At 64.7% G+C, this 21,478-nt stretch carries 24 protein-coding genes and 1 tRNA gene; 16 read left to right on the forward strand and 9 right to left on the reverse strand.

Features of this window, described 5'->3' with window-relative positions; genetic code table 11:
• Positions 1-4: 4 nt before the first annotated feature.
• From nrdF to shn_RS08335, 3 genes are all read left to right on the forward strand, one after another.
• Positions 5-994 carry a class 1b ribonucleoside-diphosphate reductase subunit beta gene (gene nrdF, locus shn_RS08325; protein WP_064332496.1) on the forward strand — a complete coding sequence of 330 codons (990 nt, stop codon included), beginning with the start codon at positions 5-7 and terminating at the stop codon, positions 992-994.
• 451 nt (positions 995-1,445) lie between these two features.
• Positions 1,446-1,751, forward strand: coding sequence for an ETC complex I subunit (locus shn_RS08330; protein ID WP_064329973.1), 306 nt, complete (start codon positions 1,446-1,448; stop codon positions 1,749-1,751).
• A 23-nt stretch (positions 1,752-1,774) separates the two neighbouring features.
• A tRNA-Arg gene (locus shn_RS08335) sits at positions 1,775-1,851 on the forward strand.
• Positions 1,852-1,916: 65 nt separating this feature from the next.
• Here the strand turns inward: shn_RS08335 and shn_RS08340 are convergent.
• A complete protein-coding gene (locus tag shn_RS08340) occupies positions 1,917-2,357 on the reverse strand; it encodes a BA14K family protein (RefSeq protein WP_064329974.1) in 441 nt (146 codons plus the stop codon).
• 282 nt (positions 2,358-2,639) lie between these two features.
• Here shn_RS08340 and shn_RS08345 point away from each other — a divergent pair, with 282 nt between their 5' ends.
• Positions 2,640-3,614: a GlxA family transcriptional regulator gene (locus shn_RS08345; RefSeq protein ID WP_064329975.1), complete on the forward strand. Its 975-nt coding sequence runs from the start codon at positions 2,640-2,642 to the stop codon at positions 3,612-3,614.
• 141 nt (positions 3,615-3,755) lie between these two features.
• Here the strand turns inward: shn_RS08345 and shn_RS08350 are convergent, their stop codons facing one another.
• The 3 genes from shn_RS08350 to shn_RS08360 form a co-directional block, all read right to left on the reverse strand.
• Positions 3,756-4,355 (reverse strand): transglutaminase-like cysteine peptidase, encoded by a 600-nt coding sequence (locus tag shn_RS08350; RefSeq protein ID WP_064329976.1) that lies wholly within the window; start codon positions 4,353-4,355, stop codon positions 3,756-3,758.
• Between the two features lie 484 nt (positions 4,356-4,839).
• Positions 4,840-5,451, reverse strand: a complete 612-nt coding sequence (locus tag shn_RS08355) for a PilZ domain-containing protein (RefSeq protein WP_064329977.1) — start codon at positions 5,449-5,451, stop codon at positions 4,840-4,842.
• Positions 5,452-5,596: 145 nt separating this feature from the next.
• The gene (locus shn_RS08360) at positions 5,597-6,232 is read right to left on the reverse strand and encodes a PAS domain-containing protein (RefSeq protein ID WP_064329978.1); all 636 of its coding nucleotides are present in this window, start codon (positions 6,230-6,232) and stop codon (positions 5,597-5,599) included.
• A gap of 293 nt (positions 6,233-6,525) precedes the next feature.
• On the opposite strand from shn_RS08360, the gene shn_RS08365 reads away from it, so the two are divergent.
• Together shn_RS08365 and shn_RS08370 are read left to right on the forward strand one after the other, a co-directional pair.
• Positions 6,526-7,266, forward strand: coding sequence for a rhomboid family intramembrane serine protease (locus shn_RS08365; protein WP_064329979.1), 741 nt, complete (start codon positions 6,526-6,528; stop codon positions 7,264-7,266).
• 188 nt (positions 7,267-7,454) lie between these two features.
• Positions 7,455-7,883, forward strand: coding sequence for a CBS domain-containing protein (locus tag shn_RS08370; RefSeq protein WP_023516762.1), 429 nt, complete (start codon positions 7,455-7,457; stop codon positions 7,881-7,883).
• A gap of 77 nt (positions 7,884-7,960) precedes the next feature.
• Here the strand turns inward: shn_RS08370 and shn_RS08375 are convergent, their stop codons facing one another.
• From shn_RS08375 to folE, 3 genes are all read right to left on the reverse strand, one after another.
• A complete protein-coding gene (locus tag shn_RS08375; RefSeq protein WP_064329980.1) occupies positions 7,961-8,923 on the reverse strand; it encodes a patatin-like phospholipase family protein in 963 nt (320 codons plus the stop codon).
• Positions 8,924-9,287: 364 nt separating this feature from the next.
• Positions 9,288-9,740, reverse strand: coding sequence for a phosphoribosyl-AMP cyclohydrolase (gene hisI / locus shn_RS08380; RefSeq protein WP_064329981.1), 453 nt, complete (start codon positions 9,738-9,740; stop codon positions 9,288-9,290).
• A 130-nt stretch (positions 9,741-9,870) separates the two neighbouring features.
• The gene (gene folE / locus shn_RS08385; RefSeq protein WP_064329982.1) at positions 9,871-10,482 is read right to left on the reverse strand and encodes a GTP cyclohydrolase I FolE; all 612 of its coding nucleotides are present in this window, start codon (positions 10,480-10,482) and stop codon (positions 9,871-9,873) included.
• Positions 10,483-10,873: 391 nt separating this feature from the next.
• On the opposite strand from folE, the gene shn_RS08390 reads away from it, so the two are divergent.
• From shn_RS08390 to shn_RS08405, 4 genes are read left to right on the forward strand one after another with little or no spacing between them, the layout of a single operon-like run.
• Complete coding sequence (locus shn_RS08390) at positions 10,874-11,320, forward strand: iron-sulfur cluster assembly scaffold protein (RefSeq protein WP_133035393.1); 447 nt, start codon at positions 10,874-10,876, stop codon at positions 11,318-11,320.
• Between the two features lie 6 nt (positions 11,321-11,326).
• Complete coding sequence (gene yidD, locus shn_RS08395; RefSeq protein WP_064329983.1) at positions 11,327-11,692, forward strand: membrane protein insertion efficiency factor YidD; 366 nt, start codon at positions 11,327-11,329, stop codon at positions 11,690-11,692.
• Positions 11,693-11,696: 4 nt separating this feature from the next.
• The gene (locus shn_RS08400; protein ID WP_064329984.1) at positions 11,697-12,116 is read left to right on the forward strand and encodes a DUF2267 domain-containing protein; all 420 of its coding nucleotides are present in this window, start codon (positions 11,697-11,699) and stop codon (positions 12,114-12,116) included.
• A complete protein-coding gene (locus shn_RS08405) occupies positions 12,113-12,640 on the forward strand; it encodes a DUF1697 domain-containing protein (RefSeq protein ID WP_064329985.1) in 528 nt (175 codons plus the stop codon). The genes shn_RS08400 and shn_RS08405 overlap by 4 nt, the downstream gene beginning before the upstream one ends.
• 194 nt (positions 12,641-12,834) lie before the next feature.
• On the opposite strand, the gene shn_RS08410 is transcribed toward shn_RS08405, so the two are convergent.
• Positions 12,835-13,662 (reverse strand): pseudouridine synthase, encoded by an 828-nt coding sequence (locus shn_RS08410; RefSeq protein ID WP_084437861.1) that lies wholly within the window; start codon positions 13,660-13,662, stop codon positions 12,835-12,837.
• A gap of 180 nt (positions 13,663-13,842) precedes the next feature.
• Here shn_RS08410 and prmB point away from each other — a divergent pair, with 180 nt between their 5' ends.
• The 4 genes from prmB to shn_RS08430 all read left to right on the forward strand — a co-directional run bounded on the left by prmB (position 13,843) and on the right by shn_RS08430 (position 19,106).
• Positions 13,843-14,760: a 50S ribosomal protein L3 N(5)-glutamine methyltransferase gene (prmB, locus tag shn_RS08415; protein WP_064329986.1), complete on the forward strand. Its 918-nt coding sequence runs from the start codon at positions 13,843-13,845 to the stop codon at positions 14,758-14,760.
• Positions 14,761-15,115: 355 nt separating this feature from the next.
• The gene (locus tag shn_RS08420; RefSeq protein WP_064329987.1) at positions 15,116-15,874 is read left to right on the forward strand and encodes a bifunctional 2-polyprenyl-6-hydroxyphenol methylase/3-demethylubiquinol 3-O-methyltransferase UbiG; all 759 of its coding nucleotides are present in this window, start codon (positions 15,116-15,118) and stop codon (positions 15,872-15,874) included.
• A gap of 186 nt (positions 15,875-16,060) precedes the next feature.
• Positions 16,061-18,034, forward strand: a complete 1,974-nt coding sequence (gene thrS, locus shn_RS08425; RefSeq protein ID WP_064329988.1) for a threonine--tRNA ligase — start codon at positions 16,061-16,063, stop codon at positions 18,032-18,034.
• Positions 18,035-18,269: 235 nt separating this feature from the next.
• On the forward strand, positions 18,270-19,106 hold the full coding sequence (locus shn_RS08430; protein ID WP_064329989.1) for a lysophospholipid acyltransferase family protein: 837 nt from the start codon (positions 18,270-18,272) through the stop codon (positions 19,104-19,106).
• Between the two features lie 80 nt (positions 19,107-19,186).
• Here shn_RS08430 and shn_RS08435 read toward each other — a convergent pair whose 3' ends face one another.
• On the reverse strand, positions 19,187-20,179 hold the full coding sequence (locus shn_RS08435; protein WP_064329990.1) for a hypothetical protein: 993 nt from the start codon (positions 20,177-20,179) through the stop codon (positions 19,187-19,189).
• A 101-nt stretch (positions 20,180-20,280) separates the two neighbouring features.
• Between shn_RS08435 and shn_RS08440 the strand changes: the two genes are divergently transcribed.
• On the forward strand, positions 20,281-20,865 hold the full coding sequence (locus shn_RS08440) for a nitroreductase (protein WP_064329991.1): 585 nt from the start codon (positions 20,281-20,283) through the stop codon (positions 20,863-20,865).
• A gap of 4 nt (positions 20,866-20,869) precedes the next feature.
• Positions 20,870-21,478 (forward strand): flavin reductase family protein, encoded by a 609-nt coding sequence (locus shn_RS08445; RefSeq protein WP_064329992.1) that lies wholly within the window; start codon positions 20,870-20,872, stop codon positions 21,476-21,478.

A 21,478-nucleotide genomic window follows, 5' to 3' on the forward strand; every position in this document is an offset into this window, starting at 1 on the left:
GACCATGAACATCCAAGTGAAGACCAAGGCCCCGAAGGCCGCCAGCGCCGTGCGCGCCATCAACTGGAACCGCATCGAGGACGACAAGGACCTCGAAGTCTGGAACCGCTTGACCGGCAATTTCTGGCTGCCGGAAAAGGTGCCGCTCTCCAACGACATCCCGTCCTGGGCGACGCTCAAAGCCGAGGAGCAGAAGCTCACCATCCGCGTCTTCACCGGCCTGACCCTGCTCGACACGATCCAGAACGGCGTCGGCGCGGTGACGCTGATGGCGGATTCCGCCACGCCGCACGAGGAGGCGGTGCTCTCCAACATCGCCTTCATGGAGGCGGTGCATGCGCGCTCCTATTCCTCCATCTTCTCGACGCTGTGCCTGACGCCGGATGTCGACGACGCCTATCGCTGGTCGGAGGAGAACGAGTTCCTGCAACGCAAGTCCGCGCTGATCCTGGAGCAATACGCCTCCGGCGACCCGCTCAGGAAGAAGGTCGCTTCCGTCTTCCTCGAAAGCTTCCTGTTCTATTCCGGCTTCTACCTGCCCATGTACTGGTCGAGCCGCGCCAGGCTCACCAATACCGCCGACATGATCCGCCTCATCATCCGCGACGAGGCCGTGCACGGCTATTACATCGGCTACAAGTTCCAGCGCGGCATGGAGCGCCTGAGCGCCGAAAAGCGGCAGGAGATCAAGGACTTCGCCTTCGACTTCCTGCTGGAGCTCTACGACAACGAGGCCAAATACACCGAGGAGCTCTATGACGGCGTCGGCCTCACCGAGGATGTGAAGAAATTCCTGCACTACAATGCCAACAAGGCACTGATGAACCTCGGCTACGAGGCGCTCTTCCCGCCCGAGGCCTGCAAGGTCAATCCCGCCATCCTCTCGGCCCTCTCGCCGAACGCCGACGAGAACCACGACTTCTTCTCCGGCTCCGGCTCGTCCTATGTCATCGGAAAGGCGGTGGCGACCGAGGACGAGGACTGGGATTTCTGAGAAAAGGCGAGGGGGCGTCGCCAGATCGCTCCCGTCCCATGCGAACCTTCGCTCCGAACGCCTGTTCACTGGGCCGCGGCCTGGCGCGGAGGGAAGGAAGAGCGCAGGGCTGCGTAACTGAAATGCCTGCTTGACTCCCGCGGATCGAGCGGGCATTTCCACGGACAAGGAAGCAAAGCGTGCCCGGCACGGTTTGCCGCCGAAACAACGGAGCACAACGGGCATCAACGCTCGCCCGGTGTGGGCCGAAACTGAGAATCTGATACCTCGCATAGGCCGTGTCGGTCGTTTGGGACCACAGGCCGGGAGTTTGAATCTCTCCAGTCCGGCGGGCGTTTCGATGCCAAATGCGCTTTCGGTCATTCCCCCTTTACGGAATCCGGGTTATGCATTCTCGAACGCGCGCCGGCGGAACGGTGCGCCGCTATGCGAGAATTCTGGAGCCGCTTCGATGACCGCGAAGATCTATCGTCCCGCCAAGACCGCCATGCAGTCCGGCAAGGCCAAGACTCATCTCTGGGTCCTGGAGTTCGATGCCGAGAAGCCGCGGACGATCGACCCGATCATGGGCTATACGAGTTCCGGCGACATGTACCAGCAGGTCAAGCTGACATTCGAAACGAGCGAAGAGGCGATCGCCTATGCCACGCGCAAGGGCATCGACTTCCGCGTGATCGAGCCGAAGGAAGCGACCCGCAAGCGCGTCGCCTACCCGGACAACTTCCGCTTCAACCGCATGCAGCCCTGGACCCATTGAGGTTTCGCTGGCCCGCCAGCCCCGGCCCCTTAGCTCAGCTGGATAGAGCATCTGCCTTCTAAGCAGAATGTCGCAGGTTCGAGCCCTGCAGGGGTCGCCAAATCGCCTTCGCAAAAAAAGGGCAGCCGGATGGCTGCCCTTTCTGTTTGTCCACTTGCGTCTTGCTTACGAATAGGGCGAGACGCACTGCTGGCGCGGGCCGTTGTAAGGCTGGAACGTGTTGTCATAGGCCCGGTACGAGCGATAGCGGTTGGCACACCAGCTCTGGTGCGATCCGCTGCCGGCCTGCGGCTGGTTGGCGATCGCGCCGCCGATTGCCGCGCCGAGGCCGAAGGCGGCGAGCGGATACCACCAGCCGTCCGAATGGCGGCGATAGCCCGGGCGATAGTCGCGGGAGCCGCGATGACCGTGCCAGCGCCGCTCGGTGCGCCGCTCATAACGATCACGGCGGTCGCGGCGATCGGAACGATACTGCACCTTCTCGACGGCGGAGGCTTCCGGCACGGGCACCCGTGCGAAGGTCACCGCCTGGGCCGGGATGACGGAGGTCAGGGCCAGCGCGAGGGACAGCGCCCCTGCGGCAAGACCAGTCTTGAAATTCAACATGGCAAAAACCTTTCCTGCTTTTCCGAAGACAGAACGCGGGAAGGACGGGGTGGTTCCAGCCGCATGTGTGGAAAGCCATGATCCCGCAGGCAAAAAAAAAAAACGGGTTGGTCCGCCTTGTCGGCTCGCCAACCCGTTCCGGTAAAATGCGGATCAGGGTGTTCGGGGTACAGGGGTTCTCACCACAATCCGGCTGCATCTCCAGATATCCTGTGCGGCCGATCATGCCCGAACGCAATTTTCTCGATTGACATAATGCGCATACTTTTTGACGATTTCCACATGAGCAAAAAAGCGCCGCGGCAGGGGCCGCTCGACATCACGATTGTCCTTCTGCCGGAGTCCTCGATCATGTCGCTCGCCTCGGCGCTCGACCCGATGCGCGCGGCAAACCGCGTCGTGCCGGAGCCGGTGTTCCGCTGGACGATCCTGTCGCCGCTCGGCAAGCCGGTGCTGCTGACCTGCGGCGTGGAGATCCGCGTGGACGGCGCCTTTGCCGACGTGACGAGTGGCGACGCGCTGCTCGTCATCGCCGGCTTCAACCAGGAGCGCCATGCCGACCGGTCCTTCGTGTCGCGGCTGAAGAAGGTGGCGCGGCGGTTCGACGTGGTGGCCGGCATCGAATCGGGCTGCTGGCTGCTGGCGCGCTCCGGCCTGCTCGACGGGCGCGATGCGACGGCGCATTGGGAGGAACTGGAGGATTTCGCGGCGGCCTTTCCGGCGCTCAACGTGCGGGCCGACCGGTTCGTCACCGACGGGCCGCTCTGGACCTCGGGCGGCGCCTCGCCGACCTTCGACATGATGCTGCATCTGGTGCGCGAACGGTTCGGCTCGGCGGTGGCGCTCGATGTGGCGAGCGTCTTCGTCTATGACGAGACCCATGCGGCGACGGATGCGCAGCCGCTCGTCTCGCTCGGCCGGCTGGGCGAGCACCAGCCGGAGCTTGCCGCCGCGATCCGCCTGATGGAGCGCACGATCGACCGGCCGCTGACCATTGCCGCGCTTGCCCGGCGGCTCGGCTTTTCCACGCGCAAGCTGGAGACGCTGTTTACCGCGGGTCTCGGCACCGGGCCGGGGAAATATTACCTGCGCCTGCGGCTGACGGCCGCCCAGCGGCTGGTGCGCGATACGTCGCTTTCGATCCAGGACGTGGCGTTGCGCAGCGGCTTTGACAGCCTTTCCGCCTTTTCGCGCGCCTTTCGCAATCACTTCGGCGCAAGCCCGCTCAAACTTCGGGCCGAGCAGCGGGCCAAATAGAGCGCGGCCGGTTCCGGGACAGCAGAACCGGCCGCAGGGCCATGGTCGGGGACGGGGATTGGGGGACTGACCGGGCCCTTTCTCGCGCCCGGCGGGATCGCCGGGCAATCTCGTCATGCGGCGCCTTGCGGCGGCCGGATGTTACTTGACACTACCGACGGCGTCGGCACGACCGTCCTGAAGCTTGACCCACTTGCCGGCATTCACCGAGGACTGGCGCTTCAGGTAGCGGTATTCGGTCTGCGACCAGAGCAGGACCTTGTTGCGCATGTTGTCGAGCACGAAGTCGCCGCGGTCGGTGCGCACGGTCAGCACGGCATGGCCTTCGCCGTTCGGCTGCAGCACGACGGTGATCAGCAGGTTCGACGGCGAGATGCCGGCTTCCATCAGGCGCTTGCGCTTGATGAGCACGTAGTCCTCGCAGTCCGCCGCGCCGTCGGGATAGGTCCACTGTTCTTCCACGCCGTAGATCTCCATGTCCGTCAGCGGCATGAATTCGGTGTTGGCGGTGTAGTTGACGTTGAGGATCGTCTTCCAGTTTTCCTGCGTCAGCTTGAGCGGGCCGGTGTCCTTGCCGGTCGGGCCGCATTCGTCGCTGTACTTCTTGCAGAATTCATAGTGCCCGATGGGCTGGTTGGTCGCGCCGGCCAGCGGAATGTTGGCGGGCAGGGCCATCGCGGCGCCTGCGGCGGCAAGAGAGAAGAGGAATGCAAACGTCCCTGTCTTGATCGTTTTTGTCATTGTGTCCGTCCCCGTTTGATGAGGTCACAATGACAGCTATGTTTTGATCTTGCGCGAAAAGCCGAAGTATAACTTAGTTCAAATCAAGATGGTATAAGAATAAAATAAGAATAGAATTTGATGTTGTTTTGAACTGTATTTTAGGTGTATTTGACTAAAATTTGAACGAAATTCCGCCTGTGTCGAAGCCGCTGCAGGCGGTCTAATTTGCTGATTATAAAAGGGATATTTCGTTTTACGCCGCGCTTTTCAAGAGCCTGTTTGCGGTCTGGAGGCGATGGCGAAGGACGCAAGGCGCCAGCCGCGGCACCGATCGGGCCGACGGAAAACCGATGGAATCGCCAGAAAGGACAGCAGAACGCTTTGGCGGGCCGAAAATTTTTTTGAATCTATTTTCGCGACGATGGCCTGTGCCATGCTGAAACAGCAAAAGGCCCCGCAGGGCCCTCCTGGAACAGATCGGTGTCGTATCCGTCCCGGAATGTTACAGGAAGGCGGTCAGGGCTTCCTTCGACTGCACGGAGGAGAACTCGATGGCGACGCCCTCCTGGAAGTGGCGCACGACGCGGCCCTTCATGTTGCCGAGCTGTATGGGCGTGCCGAGGGCCGGCCGCACGTCGATATCGACGGCGGCGCCGGAGAGCGACAGGTCGATGATGCGGCAGGGATAGCGCCGGCCGTCGTCGAGTGTCAGTTCCGTGCGGGTGTTGCGCGGCGTCAGGCGGTTGTGGCGGCGGTCTTCCGGCAGGCCCAGTTCATGCTTGTTGGCGATCCAGGTGAGCTGCGCGGCGAGTTTCTCGCGCTTGCGGTCCGTGGCGGTGAGGAGGATGGCGAAGCCGTTGTCGTTGAGGACGGCCACGCTGCCCTCGATGCGGCCGAGGTGGTCGACATAGGCGATGATGCGCTCGCCCATGCGCGGGCGGGCGGCGCAGACGAAGCTGGCATCGCCGGGCGACATGTCGAGCACGGTGCACTCGTATTCGTCATGGTTGGGCAGCATCAGCCGGCCCGGCAGGTTCACCGAGACGCGCTGGAAGCTGCGCTGCTCGGGCTGCGGCTTGCGGGCGGCGGGCGATGCTTGCTGGAATGAGTACATGTGCGCGCTGGCCTGGTGATCCTATCTCTTTCCAACTCTTAATCTTTCTGGGTTAACAGAAGGTTTGTTGCCCCATGGAAAAGTCATCACGAGCGCGTTCTTCAACAACTCTGAGGCGTTTTCGGTTGTATTGGCGCCGCCAGCCTCACGCATCGTCAGCCGGACGGCCGCCCTCGAAGATGCGAAGATGCAGCACGCGGTTCACCGTCTGCCCGAGGCCGATCGGTCGCACGGCCATGACGGAGGTGGGCATGGGAACGGCCGGCCGGTTGCCCTTGAGGCTGCGCGCACGGTTCGGATCGATGACCGAGAGTGCGCCGAGCGTCGCATAGCGAAAGGCGCTCAGCGGCTGGCGCTGGCCGGGCAGGGGCGCGAAGGCGCCGATGATGCGGTCCGCCACCTTGCCCTTGCTGGCAAGCGGCAGCAGCACGATCTCGGCCTCGGTGGTCTCCAGCCGCCCGTCGACGAGCGCGACCTGCATGACGGCGGGCGCCGCATGCGCCATCACGTTTTCCGTGATCCGCGCGATGCGGGTGCGCTGGTCGGGGGCGAAGAGCGCGTCGAAGGCCGTCGCCTTCAGCTCCCGGCCGAACTGCGCGCAGAGGCGCGTGCCCGCCAGGCGAAAGCGCGGATCGTGCAGCCGGCCGTGTTCCAGGATGAAGACGTCGGGCAGGATCGGGGCGATGTCGGCGGGCTCGATGGCGCTTCGCAACGGCACGCTGCGCTCGCCGCGCCGGCGCGTCCAGTAATCGTAAAGGGCCGTGATGGCCTTCGTCTGCATGCTCATTTCCAATCGATTCTGTTCCGTTCCGGCACGAAAGGCCGGGCATACGGAGCTCATGCGGGGGAAGGAGCGAGTTTCGTGCCAGCGCAATGTTAAGGTTAACGATTGGTTTCGATTGCGCCGGTCGCCGGTTTGGGGGAACATCCGGGCATCCCTCCATGAGGGAATGGTTTACTGCACATCGATTTCAGCCCCGGGGATTGGGGGCGCCGGCCGTCAGCGAAAGCTGCACGGCCTTTCTTTTCTCTGTATAAGCGCGATTCGTATTTTATGAGTTTGGTGGTTCGGTCATGAGTAACGACGGCGTCGACGTGCAGGGTGGCAGTGCGGATATCCGCAAGCGGGAGCCGGCCTTCAACCTGCCGGGCAGTCTCGTCGCGGTCCTGGCATTCCTCACCGCCATCCATGTGATCCGCACCTATCTTCTCTCCGCCTCGGCGGACGAGTTCGTGCTCCTGCATTTCGCCTTCATTCCCGGCCGCTATGTCATTCCCTTCGCCGAGCAGGATCTCGGCTGGCTCTGGGGGCCGGTCACCTATTCGCTGCTGCACGGTAGCTGGGAGCACCTGATCTTCAACGCGTTCTGGATGGTCGCCTTCGGGGCGCCCGTGGTACGCCGCATCGGCCTCGCGCGTTTCTTCCTGTTCTGGTGCCTTTCGGCCATCGCCGCCGTCGCCTTCCACAGCGCGCTGCACTGGGGGGCGATGATCCTCGTCGTCGGCGCCTCCGGGGTCGTGTCCGGCCTGATGGGCGCGGCGGCCCGCTTCGTCTTCTCGCCGAGCGGGCGCATCAGCCGGCAGTTCGCCCATCTCAACCGCCGCCTGACGATAGCGGAGGCGCTGTCCAACCGCTCAGTTCTGGTCTTTTCCGGCATCTGGTTCCTGACGAACTTCCTGATCGGCTTCGGCCAGATCTTCGGCTCGGATGCCGGCGGGGCGATCGCCTGGGAGGCTCATATCGGCGGGTTCCTGTTCGGCTTCCTCTTCTTCCCGCTGTTCGACGTCGGGGTGGCGGAAAGCCGCCGGGATTAACGTTAGTTCATTAGCGGTCTTGCAATCGCCTCTTTCGTGGCGCACCATGGACGTGTTCCGGTTCGCACATGCACACCGGAACGGGGCGGCATCTTGCAGGAGGAAGCGGGTGTCGCCGGTACTGTGGCAGGGCAACCCCCGTGCGGGTGTCCCGCCTCTCTGCGTCATGATGCACACGGGAGGTACGCATGTATGTAAAGACGATACTGGACGAAAAAGGCCGCAACGTCGTTACCGGCGGCCCGCAGCTCACCGTCAGGCAAGCCGCCGTCTACCTGCATGAAAACCATATCGGCGCCATCGTCATCCTCGACCGCAACGACCGCATCGCCGGCATTGCCACCGAGCGCGACATCGTCGCCGCCGTCGCCCGCAACGGGGCCGAATGCCTGGACAAACCCATTTCCTCCATCATGTGGGGCAATGTCCATCGTTGCGGCGAGAACCAGACCGTCGACGAACTCATGGAAATGATGAGCACGCTGCGCGCCCGCCATATCCCGGTGGAGAAGGACGGCCGGCTCGTCGGTATCATCTCGATCGGCGACGTGGTGAAATCCCATATCCGGGCGATCCAGCACGAGGCGGATGCCATCAAGGCCTATATCGCCGGCTGACGGCCGATCTCCCGACGGTTTCGGGCGGAGCGATTTCTCGCCCCGCCCGCTCGACTATTGACGATGAAATCTCCTCTTCAGCGCATCAGCACCACTTCCTGCATGCGCTTGATCTCGGTAATGCGGGCCTTGGCTTCCAGGTAACCGCGATCGATCGCTTCGCCGGCGCGGTGGAACTCCGACAGGCCGATATCCGAAAGCTTGGGGTGCAGCGCGAGATCCGGCGGGTCGCCGGCAAGGCGTGCGCGGGAAATGCGGTCCTGGATGATGTTGAAGGATTGCACCATGACACCCGTCAGGCCGAGCCGGGCGGCGCTGTCCTCCTGCCTCGGTTCGTCGATCTTCTGCTCGCTGGCGCTGTGCTTGATCACCGCCGAGCGGCCATAGAGGTCGTAGTTGAGGTTGACGGCGACGACCAGCGGCTCCTCATGGGCGCGGCAGACCGACACCGGCACCGGATTGACCAGCGCCCCGTCGACCAGCGTGCGGTTGTTGCACTTGATCGGCTCGAAGATGCCGGGCAGCGCGTAGGAGGCGCGGATGGCGGTGATCAGCGAACCGCTGTTGATCCAGACCTCGTGGCCGCTGTTGACCTCGGTCGCGACGGCGACGAAGGGACGGTCGAGGCTCTCGATCGAGAGGTTCTCCAGATGCTCCTGCATGCGTTTGGTCAGCCGCATGCCGCCGAAGAGGCCCGAGCCGCGAATGGTGAAATCGAGGAGGCTGGCGATGCGCCGCATGGTGAGCGAGCGGGCGAAGGCTTCCAGCTCGTCCAGCTTGCCGGCGAGATAACAGCCGCCGACCAGGGCGCCGATGGAGGTGCCGGCGATCATCGAGACCTCGATGCCTTCCTCGTCCAGCGCCCGCAGCACGCCGATATGCGCCCAGCCGCGGGCGGCGCCGCCGCCCAGGGCCAGCGCGATCTTCGATTTGCGCGGCGGGGCCGGCGCAGGAATATGGGACATGTCGTTCATGGAAGGGCCGCCGGGGTCGGATGCATCCGCCGTTACAAGACTACGATTGAAACTCCAGTTCAACATTCCGGACCTCCATTACCAAGAGGAATTCGCGGCGGGGCAATCGGTTCCGGCGCCACGCCACCCTCGGCAACACAATAGATGACAGGATAGACGCACTCTGTGACCCGGGGAACTTTGCCGGAGGAAATCTGCCGGCGGGCGGTCCCGTGTGCGTCCGGTCGCGGCTGGAGGAGGGCCCGGGCCCGCAGGATCGTCGCCCCGGTGGGGGTGGCCTTGGAAACCGGTCGTGACGCACGAGAGCGATGGGGTTCCATGTCCTGATCCGCATGGCGGGGACAGAGGCCGCCATGCAGGACATTAGGCGTCGGGACCGGTTGCCAATTGGTGAATCCGTGCCGAAACCGGACGGAATTCGCCGGGATGCTTAATTTTTGCCGTAGATCGCCGCCGGGTCGAACTGCGGCGCGCCGCCCGTGATGGTCAGCACGGCGCCGTCGGGACCGTTCGAGACCGTGCGGTAGAAGCAGGAGCGGCGGCCGGTGTGGCAGGTCGCGTCATGGCCGGCGACCGAGACCTTCAGCCAGACGGCATCCTGGTCGCAATCCGTCCGCAATTCCACGACGGTCTGCAGGTTGCCCGACGTTTCGCCCTTCTTCCACAGCGCCTTGCGCGAGCGGCTCCAGTAATGCGCGATGCCGGTCTCGATGGTCAGCGCCAGCGATTCGGCATTCATGTGGGCGACCATAAGCAGTTCGCCGTCCTTCGCATCCGTCACCACGGCCGTCACCAGGCCGTGCTCGTCGAAGCGCGGCGTGAAGGCCGGGCCCGTTTCGAGCTCGGCCTTGTCCTTGGGCGGGGTCTTGAAGGTCATCGGCATCGCGGTCGACTCTGGAGCATTTCGTTTTCTTCGAAACGCGAAATGCTCCATCTTTCTGTTTGGCGCAATCCCGGACGCAAAACCGCTGCGCACTTTTGCTGGAATTGCTCGGAAGGAAGCCGGCCGTCGCCTAGCTCCGGATCATCGTCATGAACCGGACCTGTTCGGCCGGTTCGGTCTTGAAGGCACCGGTAAAGGTGGTGGTGAGCGTTGTCGAGCCCTGCTTCTGGATGCCGCGCATCGCCATGCACATATGCTCGGCCTCGATCATCACGGCGACGCCGCGCGGGTTCAGCGTCTCGTCGATCGATTTGGCGATCTGCGCCGTCATCGTCTCCTGCGTCTGCAGGCGGCGGCCGTAGATCTCCACCACGCGGGCGATCTTGGACAGGCCCAGCACCCGGCCGTTCGGCAGATAGGCGACATGCGCCTTGCCGATGATCGGCACCATGTGATGCTCGCAATGCGAGAAGAACGGGATGTCCTTCACCAGCACCATGTCGTCGTAGCCGGCGACTTCCTCGAAGGTGCGGCCGAGCACGTCCTCGGCGGCGAGGTCATAGCCGGAGAAGAGTTCGCGATAGGATTTTGCGACGCGGGCAGGGGTGTCGAGCAGCCCCTCGCGCTCCGGATCGTCGCCCGCCCAGCGCAGCAGGACGCGAACGGCATCCTCCGCCTCTTTTTGCGAGGGACGGCCCGACTGATCGTCGACGCGCGGAAAATTGGTGACTATGGCGTCCATGGACCCATTGACCTTTCTGCAGGTTACCTGACGTGTTTATCGGACTCGCCACTGGCCATTCGCCTAACCCTGCAGGCTTGGGTTCCGTTGGCGGGCTCCGGGGCTTTCGGGTCTTCGCTTCTCAGTGCGCATGACCGTCCGGCACGGTTTCCCAAACAACAGGTGAACGACTTGCCCTTTGCCTTCACAATTCCCGACGGAAACCGCTTCGCACGTTTCCTGGAATTGCCCGCATCTTGCAAAACGCTCACCCCAATACGAGTTATCATATAGTATCGGGCGAGGCCTGCGAAAGAGGCTTGAGACGACACGCCGTGCTTTTTTACCGACGAGGCCGGAATAATCTCCTCGGATCATTGAAGATTCCGCAAAAAATGCGGAAAACGGGACCATGATGGACGATATCTACAACAGCCGTATCCTCGAATTTGCCGGCAACATCCCGCGCATCGGCACGCTTGCCGATGCGGACGGCGAGGCCGGCGCCCATTCCAAGCTGTGCGGCTCGCGCGTCAAGGTCTACCTGAAGCTCGACGGCGACCGGGTCACGGATTTCGCCCATGAGGTGAAGGCCTGCGCGCTCGGCCAGGCCTCGTCCTCGATCATGGCGCGCCACGTCATCGGCGCGACGACGGCGGAAATCCGCGACGCGCGCGACAAGATGCTCGCCATGCTGAAGGCCGACGGCGAGGGGCCGGACGGCCGCTTCGAGGACATGCGGTTCCTGCGGCCCGTCAAGGACTACAAGGCCCGCCACGCCTCCACCATGCTGACCTTCGACGCCGTGGTGGACGCCATTGGCCAGATCGAGGCGAAGCGGCTGGAAAAGGCCGGGTGAGGGGCGATGTGCGATGCGCCCGACTGCCGGCATGCCGATGCGCTGCCTGCCCATAGGGGGCGCAACTGGCAGGGGCCGTTCCGCCGGACGCCGGGCCGCCTCCTCGGCATGGGCCTCATCCGGTTCTACCAGTTGACGCTTTCCGGTTTCATCGGCAATGGCTGCCGTCACCTGCCGACCTGCTCGGAATATGGCTACGAGGCCGTCGCCCGGCACGGCCTGTGGCGGGGCGGCTTCCTGGCGCTGTTCCGCGTCGCCCGCTGCGGCCCCGGCGGCACCCATGGCTTCGATCCCGTGCCGGAGGCGCTGGCGCCGCGCTTTCGCTGGTGGGCGCCCTGGCGGCTCTGGCGCGTTGCGGAAAAGAGGCGGTGACGCCATGACCGTGCCGATGGAATACCGCCAGGCTTCGCGCGATTTCGACGCCTTCCTCGTCGATGCGCGCGACACGGCCATGCTGCAGACCACCAACCAGGCATACACGATGATCGAGGCCGTGCTGACGGTGTTCCGCCGCCGGCTTTCGGTGGCGGACGCGCTTGCCTTTGCCGCCGTCCTGCCGCCGGTGCTGCGCGCGATTTTCGTGTCCGGCTGGGATATCGCCGAGCCGGTCCGGCCCTTTGCGGAACGGGACGTGCTGACCCGCGAGGTGCAGGCGTTTCGCGGCGACCACAATGTCTCCCCCGAGACGGCCATCGCCGATGTTGCCGCCGCCCTCGGCCGGCATGTCGATCCGGCGGCCTTCGCGCGCGTCCTCGACCGGCTGCCGCCTGCCGCACGGGAGTTCTGGCGCGCATGACGGTCTATGTCGCTCTTCTGTATTCCATCGTGCTCGGCCCCGGACGGCGGCTCGTGATGGCCGACCTCAGGGCCATGGCCGAAGGCCTCGGCTTGCGCGGCACGCGCACCCTGGTCGCCACCGGCAACCTGATCTTCGAGGCAGAGGACGAACCGCTTCGCGCCATCGAGGACCGGCTGGAAGCGGCGTTTCGCGCGCGCTTCGGAAAACATGTCGACATCATCCTGCGCACGGCGGAGGCCTGGCGGCGGCTGGCGGCCGGCAATCCTTTTCCGGGTGGCAACGGCGCGGATGTGGGCATCCGCGTCATGCGGACGCCGCTGGGGCCGGAGGTTCTGCCGGGGCTCGAAAGGATCGCCACGCCCGGCATCCGCCTTGCCGTCGTCGACGGCGATCTCTGGGTGGACTTCTCGCAAAAGCCGAGTGAGACGAAGCTCCTGTCGCACCTGACGACGAAGAAGCTCGGCATCGGCACCCTGCGCAACGCCAACACCGTCAACGGCCTTGCGGCCATGCTCGGCTGACGTCACAGCCACCGGGGCACCCCCGCTGCCGGTGGGCGCGATGGGCTGCCATGAGGGCCGCGGAAAGAACGGGCAACGGTATGTATCGGGCCTCCGGTCTTGGTCGCGGCTCCAGTGCCTGGAGGGTCAAGGCCCGCGCCGTGCGATCCAGTATGCGGCCGGCCGGCGGCGCGGGGAAAACGCAGTCGCGGTGCTCAGCGCCGGACGAGCCGGCGAAGCCTCTTGACTTCCGCCTCCGTCAGCGGGCGGACGGCGCCCTTTTCGAGATCCCCGAGCACGAGATCGCCGATGGCGACGCGCACGAGGCGAAGGCATGCGATATCGAGTGCTTCCAGCATGCGGCGGATCTGGCGGTTGCGGCCCTCGTCGAGCACGATTTCGAGCCAGGAGTTCCGTTCGCCGTCCCTGAGCCTGCGCACGGACCTTGCACGCAGGAATTCGCCGTCTTGGTGGACGCCCTTCTCCAGCGCGTCGAGGACCGGCCGGTCGGCGATGCGGTCGATCTGGACATGGTAGGTCTTGGCGACATGGGTCTTCGGATCGAGCAGGGCGTTGGCGAATTCCGTGTCGTTGGAAAAGAGCAGCAGGCCCTCGCTCGCCTTGTCGAGCCGGCCGACGGGGGAGAGATGCGCGGGATCGAGGTGCTTCAGGCAATCGAACACCGTCGGGCGGCCCTCCGGGTCGTGCCGGGTGGTGACGAGGCCGCGCGGCTTGTTCAGCATGAGGTAGACGGGTTTTTCCGCGACGACCGCCGCGCCGTCCACCGTGATGCGCGCGTCGGCAAGGTCGATCCAGGTCTCGGGATCGGTGACGATGCGGCCGGCGACGGCGACGCGGCCGGCCGAAATCAGCCCTTCCGCCTCCGTGCGCGAGCAGAAGCCGAGCTTGGAGAGGGCGCGGGGCAGGGTGACGCGCTTGCCGGCGGAGGGAGCCTTGGGCCTTGCGGCCGCACGGGCCTTCGGGGCGGTGTCCGCCCTGCGCGGGGGGGCCGGTATTGGCCGTTTGCGTGTGTCTTTCGCCATGCTGCCCGTAAAACCCCTGATCGCCGCGGTTGACCGGCCAGCCCATGCCATTCTAAAGCCGGGTCCGTCCAGAGCCTTTCCGCCGGCCCGCGGTTCGCGAAAAGGCTCCGCCCGTCCGGCAAGGCCGCCGCGCCTTTTGCCGGCCGGCTCCGATCCACTATAGCCGAAGCGAGGCCGCCGTTGACCAAGGACGACATCACAACCGAACTCGTCACGCTGCGCGACTACTGGCGCTATGCGATCTCCCGCTTCAACGCGGCCGATCTCAGCTACGGCCACGGCACGACGACGGCCGGCGACGACGCGGCCTTCCTCCTGCTCGACACGCTCGACCTGCCGATCGACACGCTCGATCCCTTTCTCGACGCCCGCCTGCTGCCGGCCGAGCGGCAACTGCTCGCGGCACGCATCGAGGCTCGCGTCACGACGCGAAAACCCTCGGCCTACCTTACCGGCCGGTCCTATATCCAGGGCGTGCGCTTCCATGTCGACGAGCGGGTGATCGTGCCGCGCTCGCATATCGGCGAGATCCTGTTCTCCGAATATCTGGGCGAGCACGGTTCGTCCTTCCTGCCCGATCCGATGCTGGTGGAAAGCGCCGTCGACATCTGTACGGGCTCGGGCTGCCTTGCGGTGCTGGCGGCAAAGTTCTTCCCGCAGGCGAGCGTGGACGCGGTGGACCTGTCGGCCGATGCGCTGGAGGTCGCCAGGCTCAACCTTGCCGAACACGACGTGGAGGACCAGGTGACGCTTATCGAGGGCGATCTCTTCGCCCCGCTTGCCGGCCGCACCTACGACCTCATCATCACCAATCCGCCCTATGTCGACCATGCGGCGCTCGCCGGCTACCCTCCGGAATTCCGCGCCGAGCCCGTCATGGCCCATGACGGCGGGGAAGACGGGCTCGACCTCGTTCGAAAAATCCTCGCCGAGGCGGCCGATCACCTCAATCCGGGCGGCGGCATGATCTGCGAGATCGGCTCGGGCCGCGAGATCCTGGAGGAGGAATTCCCGCATCTGGACTTCGTCTGGCTGGAGACGGCCGAATCGCAGGACGCGGTGTTCTGGATTTCTGCCGAAGCGCTCGGCGTGGCCTGATCGCCACGCCTCTCCTGGACCTTCGCATCCCCGTCCCGTGCGTTACGGTCCGCCGGTGTGGGCCGGGCGAGGTCGCGGAGCGCCGCAAGCAGCCCCAGCGCGTCGGCGTCGTCAGCGATGCAGGGCGGCAGCGCCGGGTCGAGGGCGTCGGGGCGGCATGCCTAGCCCGGGCGCCAGCCGATGCAGCGCCGCGCGCGCCGGCATTTGCGCCAAGAGCGGCCGCTTGCGCGAAGGCCCGTTCCGGCCCCGTTTATGGATCACTTGAAACTGGCGAGGATCGTTTCCTTTAATTATACGGCAGTTGATTCCGCGTCTGGCGAAAGCGTCGCGGCCAAATCGATTCTACGAGGCTGGAATGAACAATCGTTACGGAACACTCGCGTCCTGGGTCTATAATCTGGATAAGCCGGTCGGGCGTTCATTCGGAGATGTAGAATATTATCAGCAACGCCTTGGGGAATCCGAAGGCCCGATCCTGGAGCCTGCTGTCGGCAACGGTCGTATTCTTGTGCCGCTGCTCGAATCCGGGTTCTCGATAGAGGGGTTCGATGCGTCTGACGAGATGCTTGGCTACTGCCAGGAGGAATGCAGCAAGCGCAATCTTTCCGCGAACGTGACACGACAGACGTTCGAAGAGTTCTCCTATGGCAAAGGCTTTGCGGCCATCATCATCCCGGCGGGGTCGTTTCAGTTGGTCACGGATACGACATCGGCGACCGCTGTGCTGAGGCGGTTTTACGATCACCTGGTTCCCGGCGCGAAATTGATCATAGACCTCGATCCCATCGGCAGCTTCCTCGGGCCGACCGGCTCGGTTCGGCGTTGGACGACAGAGGACGGCGATCTGCTCACGCTCACAGATCATCGGGTTGAAACCGACTATGTCGCGCAGACCACACTGGCCCATCTCCGCTATGAACACTGGCGGGATGGAAACCTTGTGAAATCCGAACTCGATTTGTTCAAGTTGCGGTGGTGGGGCGTCGAAGAGTTCTTGATGGCGCTACAGCGCACGGGCTTCGTGGATGTCGTGGTGTCGGGCAACTACCAGCATGGAAGAGCGCCGCACAAGGACGACGAGATCATCAGTTTCGAGGCGCGGCGTCCCAGATAAGCCGAGAGGCGCTTTTTGGCTGCCCGGGGACTTGAATGTCCGCAATGGGCCGAACCAGGTCTTCGCGTTCCCCCTTCCAATCCCCCGATTTTCCCCGTATACCGCCCTCCGCAACGCGCCGGCGCATCCGGCCATTCCCCCGCATACCACCCGCATTCGTTGGCGGGACTGGATAGGAGATTTTTGATGTCTGCACCTGTTTCCCTGACTTTTCCCGATGGCTCCGTCCGCGATTATCCCGCGGGCTCGACGGGGCGTGACGTGGCCGAGGCGATTTCCAAGTCGCTGGCCAAGAAGGCGATCGCGATTGCGCTCGATGGCGAGCTGCGCGATCTCTCCGATCCGGTTTCGAACGGACGGATCGAGATCGTGACGCGCGAGGACGACCGGGCGCTGGAGCTGATCCGGCACGATGCCGCGCATGTGATGGCCGAGGCGGTGCAGGAGCTCTGGCCGGGCACGCAGGTGACCATCGGGCCGGTCATCGACAACGGTTTCTACTACGATTTTGCCAAGGACGAGCCTTTCACGCCGGACGATCTGCCGAAGATCGAAAAGCGCATGAAGGAGATCATCCAGCGCAACAAGCCGTTCACCAAGGAGGTGTGGTCGCGCGACAAGGCGAAGGAGGTCTTCTCCGGGAAGGGCGAGAAGTACAAGGTCGAGCTGGTCGATGCGATCCCCGAGGGGCAGGACCTCAAGATCTATTACCAGGGCGACTGGTTCGACCTGTGTCGCGGGCCGCACATGGCCGCGACCGGCCAGATCGGCACGGCCTTCAAGCTGATGAAGGTCGCGGGCGCCTATTGGCGCGGCGATTCGAACAATCCCATGCTGACGCGCATCTACGGCACCGCCTGGCGCACGCAGGAAGAGCTCGACACCTATCTCAACATCCTCGCCGAGGCCGAAAAGCGCGACCATCGCCGGCTCGGGCGCGAAATGGACCTGTTCCATTTCCAGGAGGAAGGGCCGGGCGTCGTCTTCTGGCACGGCAAGGGCTGGCGCATGTTCCAGACGCTCGTCGCCTATATGCGCCGTCGCCTCGCCGGCACCTATGAGGAGGTGAACGCGCCGCAGGTGCTCGACAAGTCGCTGTGGGAAACCTCCGGCCACTGGGGCTGGTATCGCGACAACATGTTCAAGGTGACCGTCGCGGGCGATGAGACCGACGACGAGCGCGTCTTCGCGCTGAAGCCGATGAACTGCCCGGGGCATGTGCAGATCTTCAAGCATGGCCTGAAGTCCTATCGCGAACTGCCTGTTCGCCTTGCGGAATTCGGCAATGTGCATCGCTATGAACCCTCGGGCGCGCTGCACGGGCTGATGCGCGTGCGCGGCTTCACGCAGGACGATGCGCATGTCTTCTGCACCGACGAGCAGATGGCGGCGGAATGCCTGCGCATCAACGACCTCATCCTCTCGGTCTACAAGGATTTCGGCTTCGACGAGGTCGTGGTGAAACTTTCGACCCGTCCGGAAAAGCGCGTCGGCTCCGATGCGCTGTGGGACCGGGCGGAGAGCGTCATGATGGACGTTCTCAAGCAGATCGAGGCGCAGTCCGGCGGGCGCATCAAGACCGGCATCCTGCCGGGCGAGGGCGCGTTCTACGGGCCGAAGTTCGAATATACGCTGAAGGACGCCATCGGCCGCGAATGGCAGTGCGGCACCACGCAGGTCGACTTCAACCTGCCGGAACGCTTCGGCGCCTTCTATATCGACCAGGCGTCGGAAAAGCGCCAGCCTGTCATGATCCACCGCGCCATCTGCGGCTCGATGGAACGCTTCCTCGGCATTCTCATCGAGAACTTCGCCGGGCACATGCCGCTGTGGATCGCGCCGATGCAGGTCGTCGTCGCGACCATCACCTCCGAGGCGGACGATTATGCCCGCGAGGTGGCGGAGAAGCTGCGCGATGTCGGCCTGACCGTCGAGACCGATCTTCGCAACGAGAAGATCAACTACAAGGTCCGCGAGCATTCGGTGACCAAGGTGCCGGTCATCATCGTCTGCGGCAGGCGCGAGGCGGAGGAGCGCTCCGTCAACATCCGCCGGCTCGGGTCGCAGAACCAGACGGCGATGTCGCTCGACGAGGCGATCGAGACGCTGTCGCTGGAGGCCATGGCGCCGGACCTGAAGCGCAAGCTCGGCAAGGCGTGAGCCTTCCCGGCAACTGTCGGAAAACTGCAATAATCCCGTGCTAGCCAGTGCGGGATCAGGCTGGCGACAGGCCGTGCTCCGCCGCCGTCATCCTCGGGCTTGACCCGAGGATCCAAACCCTTGAACGAAGGTGGATCCTCGGGTCAAGCCCGAGGATGACGGAGGAGAGGGCGCCGCAGGTCGAGGGTCGAAGGTCTCGTGCACCCGGCACGGGATTTCTTTTTTGGGGAACGCCGTGCGGTTCAAGGAACTGTCCTACGCCAACGAAAACGATCCGCGCCTCAAACGATGGTTCATCCGCTCCATGGAAGGCCTTGCCGGCCGTAACCGTTACGCCCGGCTCTACCATGTCTGGCGCAGCTCCGTCGTCGGGCAGAGCGCGCGGGTCTTCGGCGACATGCTCGACCTCATCGATGTCGGGCTGCGTGTCGAGGGCGCCTGGCCGCCGCCGGATCTGCCCGAGGGGCCGGTCGTCATCGTCGCCAACCATCCCTTCGGCATCGGCGACGGCATCGCGGTGCTGGCGCTCGCCGAGCAGCTCGGCCGGCCGTTCAGGGTGATGATCCACAACGACCTGCTGAAAGTGCCGGAAATGCAGCCCTATGCGCTGCCGGTCTCCTTCGAGGAGACGAAGGAGGCGCTGGCGCTCAACATGAAGACGCGGGCGGAGGCGGTGCGGCTTCTGAAAGAGGGCACGACGGTGATCGTGTTTCCGGCGGGGGGCGTCGCGACGGCAAGGAAGGTGTTCGGCCGGGCGGAGGACCTGCCGTGGAAGATGTTCCCGGCAAAGCTCATCCAGTCGGCCAGGGCCAATGTCATCCCCGTCTATTTCGAGGGGCAGAACGGCCGGCTCTTCCATCTCGCCAGCAAGGTCTCGCTGACGCTGCGCCTGTCGCTGCTGATTCGCGAGTTCCGCAAGCTCTCGGGCTCGACGATCGCCGCGCGCATCGGCGGCGTCATTGCCTGGGCGGAGCTGGATGCGGGCGACCGCAGGAACATCACGGCGCGGCTCCACGAGGCCGTCTTCGCGATGGCGCCCCGGCCGCGGTCGTTCCTGCGGCGCGCCGGCTGAGGGCCGGGCGGCAAGGGCGCGCTCTATTTTGAATCCGGAGCCTCTTTCCTGCACTCGGGCGATTTCGCCTGCGTGCAGCTTTAGTCCACCACGTCCTGGGCGGCGGCCTTTTCTCCGTTGGCGTTCTCGTCGAGCAGCACCTCGACATCAGTGTTGACGCCGGCCTTCACGGTGAAGTCGCGCTGGTAGATCTTGTTCTTGTTGCGGGCGACGGCGATGTAGCTGCCCTCGGCCAGCACCAGCGTCGGGAAGGCGCCGACGCTTTCGCTGACCGTGTCGCCCGAGGAGGTGAGGATCGACCAGGCCGTATCGGCGATCGCCTCGCCGCCGGGCTCGGAGACGAGCTTCAGCGTGAGCTTGGCGGCGCGGTGCTGGATCGTCGCGCGCGTCAGCTTGCCGGCCTCGACCTGGATGTCGGCGCGGATGACGGCGTTGACCGTGCCGTAATCGGAGACGACGTGGTAGGTGCCGGCATTGAGGCGCACGACGGAATTCGGCTTCACCTCGGCGACGACGAGGTTGCGCTCGCCGTCCTCGCGCACGTCGGCGGCGAAGATGGAGAAGCTGAGCTCCTTCGGCGGAATGCGCACGTCCGAGCCGGAGACGGCGTTCAGCATGATGCCGCCGGCATCGAGCACCATGACCTGCTTGTCGACATCGCCCGTATCGGGAACGACGAGCTTCTTGGTGGCGCCGGCGCGGCCGAAGGCGACATTGACGAAATATTCGCCGGGCACCAGCTGGAAGGCGGCCGAGCCGCCCTCGGAGGTGGCCAGCAGCGGCAGCTTGCCGTCGGCGCCGGGGATCGGCGAGAAGACGCGCCAGGTCAGCCCGTGCTGCATGGGGCTGCCGTCCTTCGTCAACAGCGCCTCGCAGGTCACGTCCCTGAGGTTCGCCGGCGTCGCCTCGCCCGTCACGATCGGGTTGAACGAGGTGAGCTTGCCGCCCTTCATGGGCGTGGTGACCTGCGAAAAGCTGTCCAGCGCCTCCTGCGCGCGGGCCGGAACGAGCGACGTGACGAGGCTGGCCACGGCAAGGCTCACGGCGATGGCGGGAGGGAGGGGCATGCGCATGGGGACGGTTGACTTCCTGACTGTAAGGCTCCACTTGAAGACCCGGCTAATGGCATTTTCAAGGCCGCGTCCGCGCGCCAAGGTATTGGAACTCCCACCCGATGAAAACCGAAATCAAGCTGATCGATTATCTTTCGACCCGCCGGTCGATCCCCGCCTTCCAGATGAGCGAACCCGGCCCCTCGAAAGGCGAGGTGGAGGAGATGCTGACGCTCGCCTCGCGCGTGCCCGACCACGGCAAGCTCGCGCCCTGGCGCTTCATCGTCTATCGCGGCGAGGAGCGCCGGCGGATCAGCGAGGCGCTGGCCGCCATCGCGATGGGCGACAAGCCGGACCTTTCGGACGAGATGGTCAAGGTGGAGAACACCCGGCTCACCCGCGCGCCCGTGGTGATCGCCGTCGTCAGCCGCGCGGCGCCGCATTTCAAGATCCCGGAATGGGAGCAGGTCATGTCGGCGGGCGCCGTCTGCCTCAACCTGGCGATGGCCGCCAATGCGCACGGCTTTGCCTCGAACTGGCTGACCGAATGGTACGCCTTCGACGAACGCGCCTATCCGATCCTCGGCGTGAAGCCGGGCGAGCGGATCGCCGGCTTCATCCATATCGGCACGCCCACCGTGCCGCCGACCGAGCGGCCCCGGCCGGAGCTTTCCGAGATCGTCACATGGGTCGGCGATGAGGCCTGACGCGTTGTTCTACGAGACCGCGGAGAACGCCCACGGCCTGAAGCACGATCCCTTCAAGGCGATCGTCGCGCCGCGGCCGATCGGCTGGATCGGCACGAAGGCGGCGGACGGGCGGCGCAACCTTGCGCCCTATTCGTTCTTCAACGCGGTGAGCGACAGGCCGAAGCTGGTGATGTTCTCCTCGAACGGCCACAAGGACAGCGTGGCGAATATCGAGGAAACCGGCGTCTTCACCTGCTCGCTGGCCGGCCGGCATCTCGCTGAGGCGATGAATGCCAGCTCCGCCGCCGTGCCGCGCGGCGTCGACGAGTTCGCGCTCGCCGGCCTCACGCCGGTCGCCGGCCGCCTCGTCGATGCGCCCTATGTGGGCGAGGCCCATGCGATGCTGGAATGCCGGATGACGCAGGCCCTCCGCCCGGTCGACATCGATGGGCGGGAATCGGACAACTGGGTGGTCTTCGGCCAGGTGCTCGGCATTCATATCAGCCCGGAGATCCTGCGCGACGGCATGATCGACATGGGCGTCGCGCGCCCGCTGGGGCGCATGGGCTACATGGATTACTGCGACGGCGGGGCGGAGGTTTTCGCCATGATGCGGCCGAAGGCGGGGTGA

Source organism: Shinella sp. HZN7, from assembly GCF_001652565.1.
Taxonomy (GTDB): Bacteria; Pseudomonadota; Alphaproteobacteria; order Rhizobiales; family Rhizobiaceae; genus Shinella; species Shinella granuli.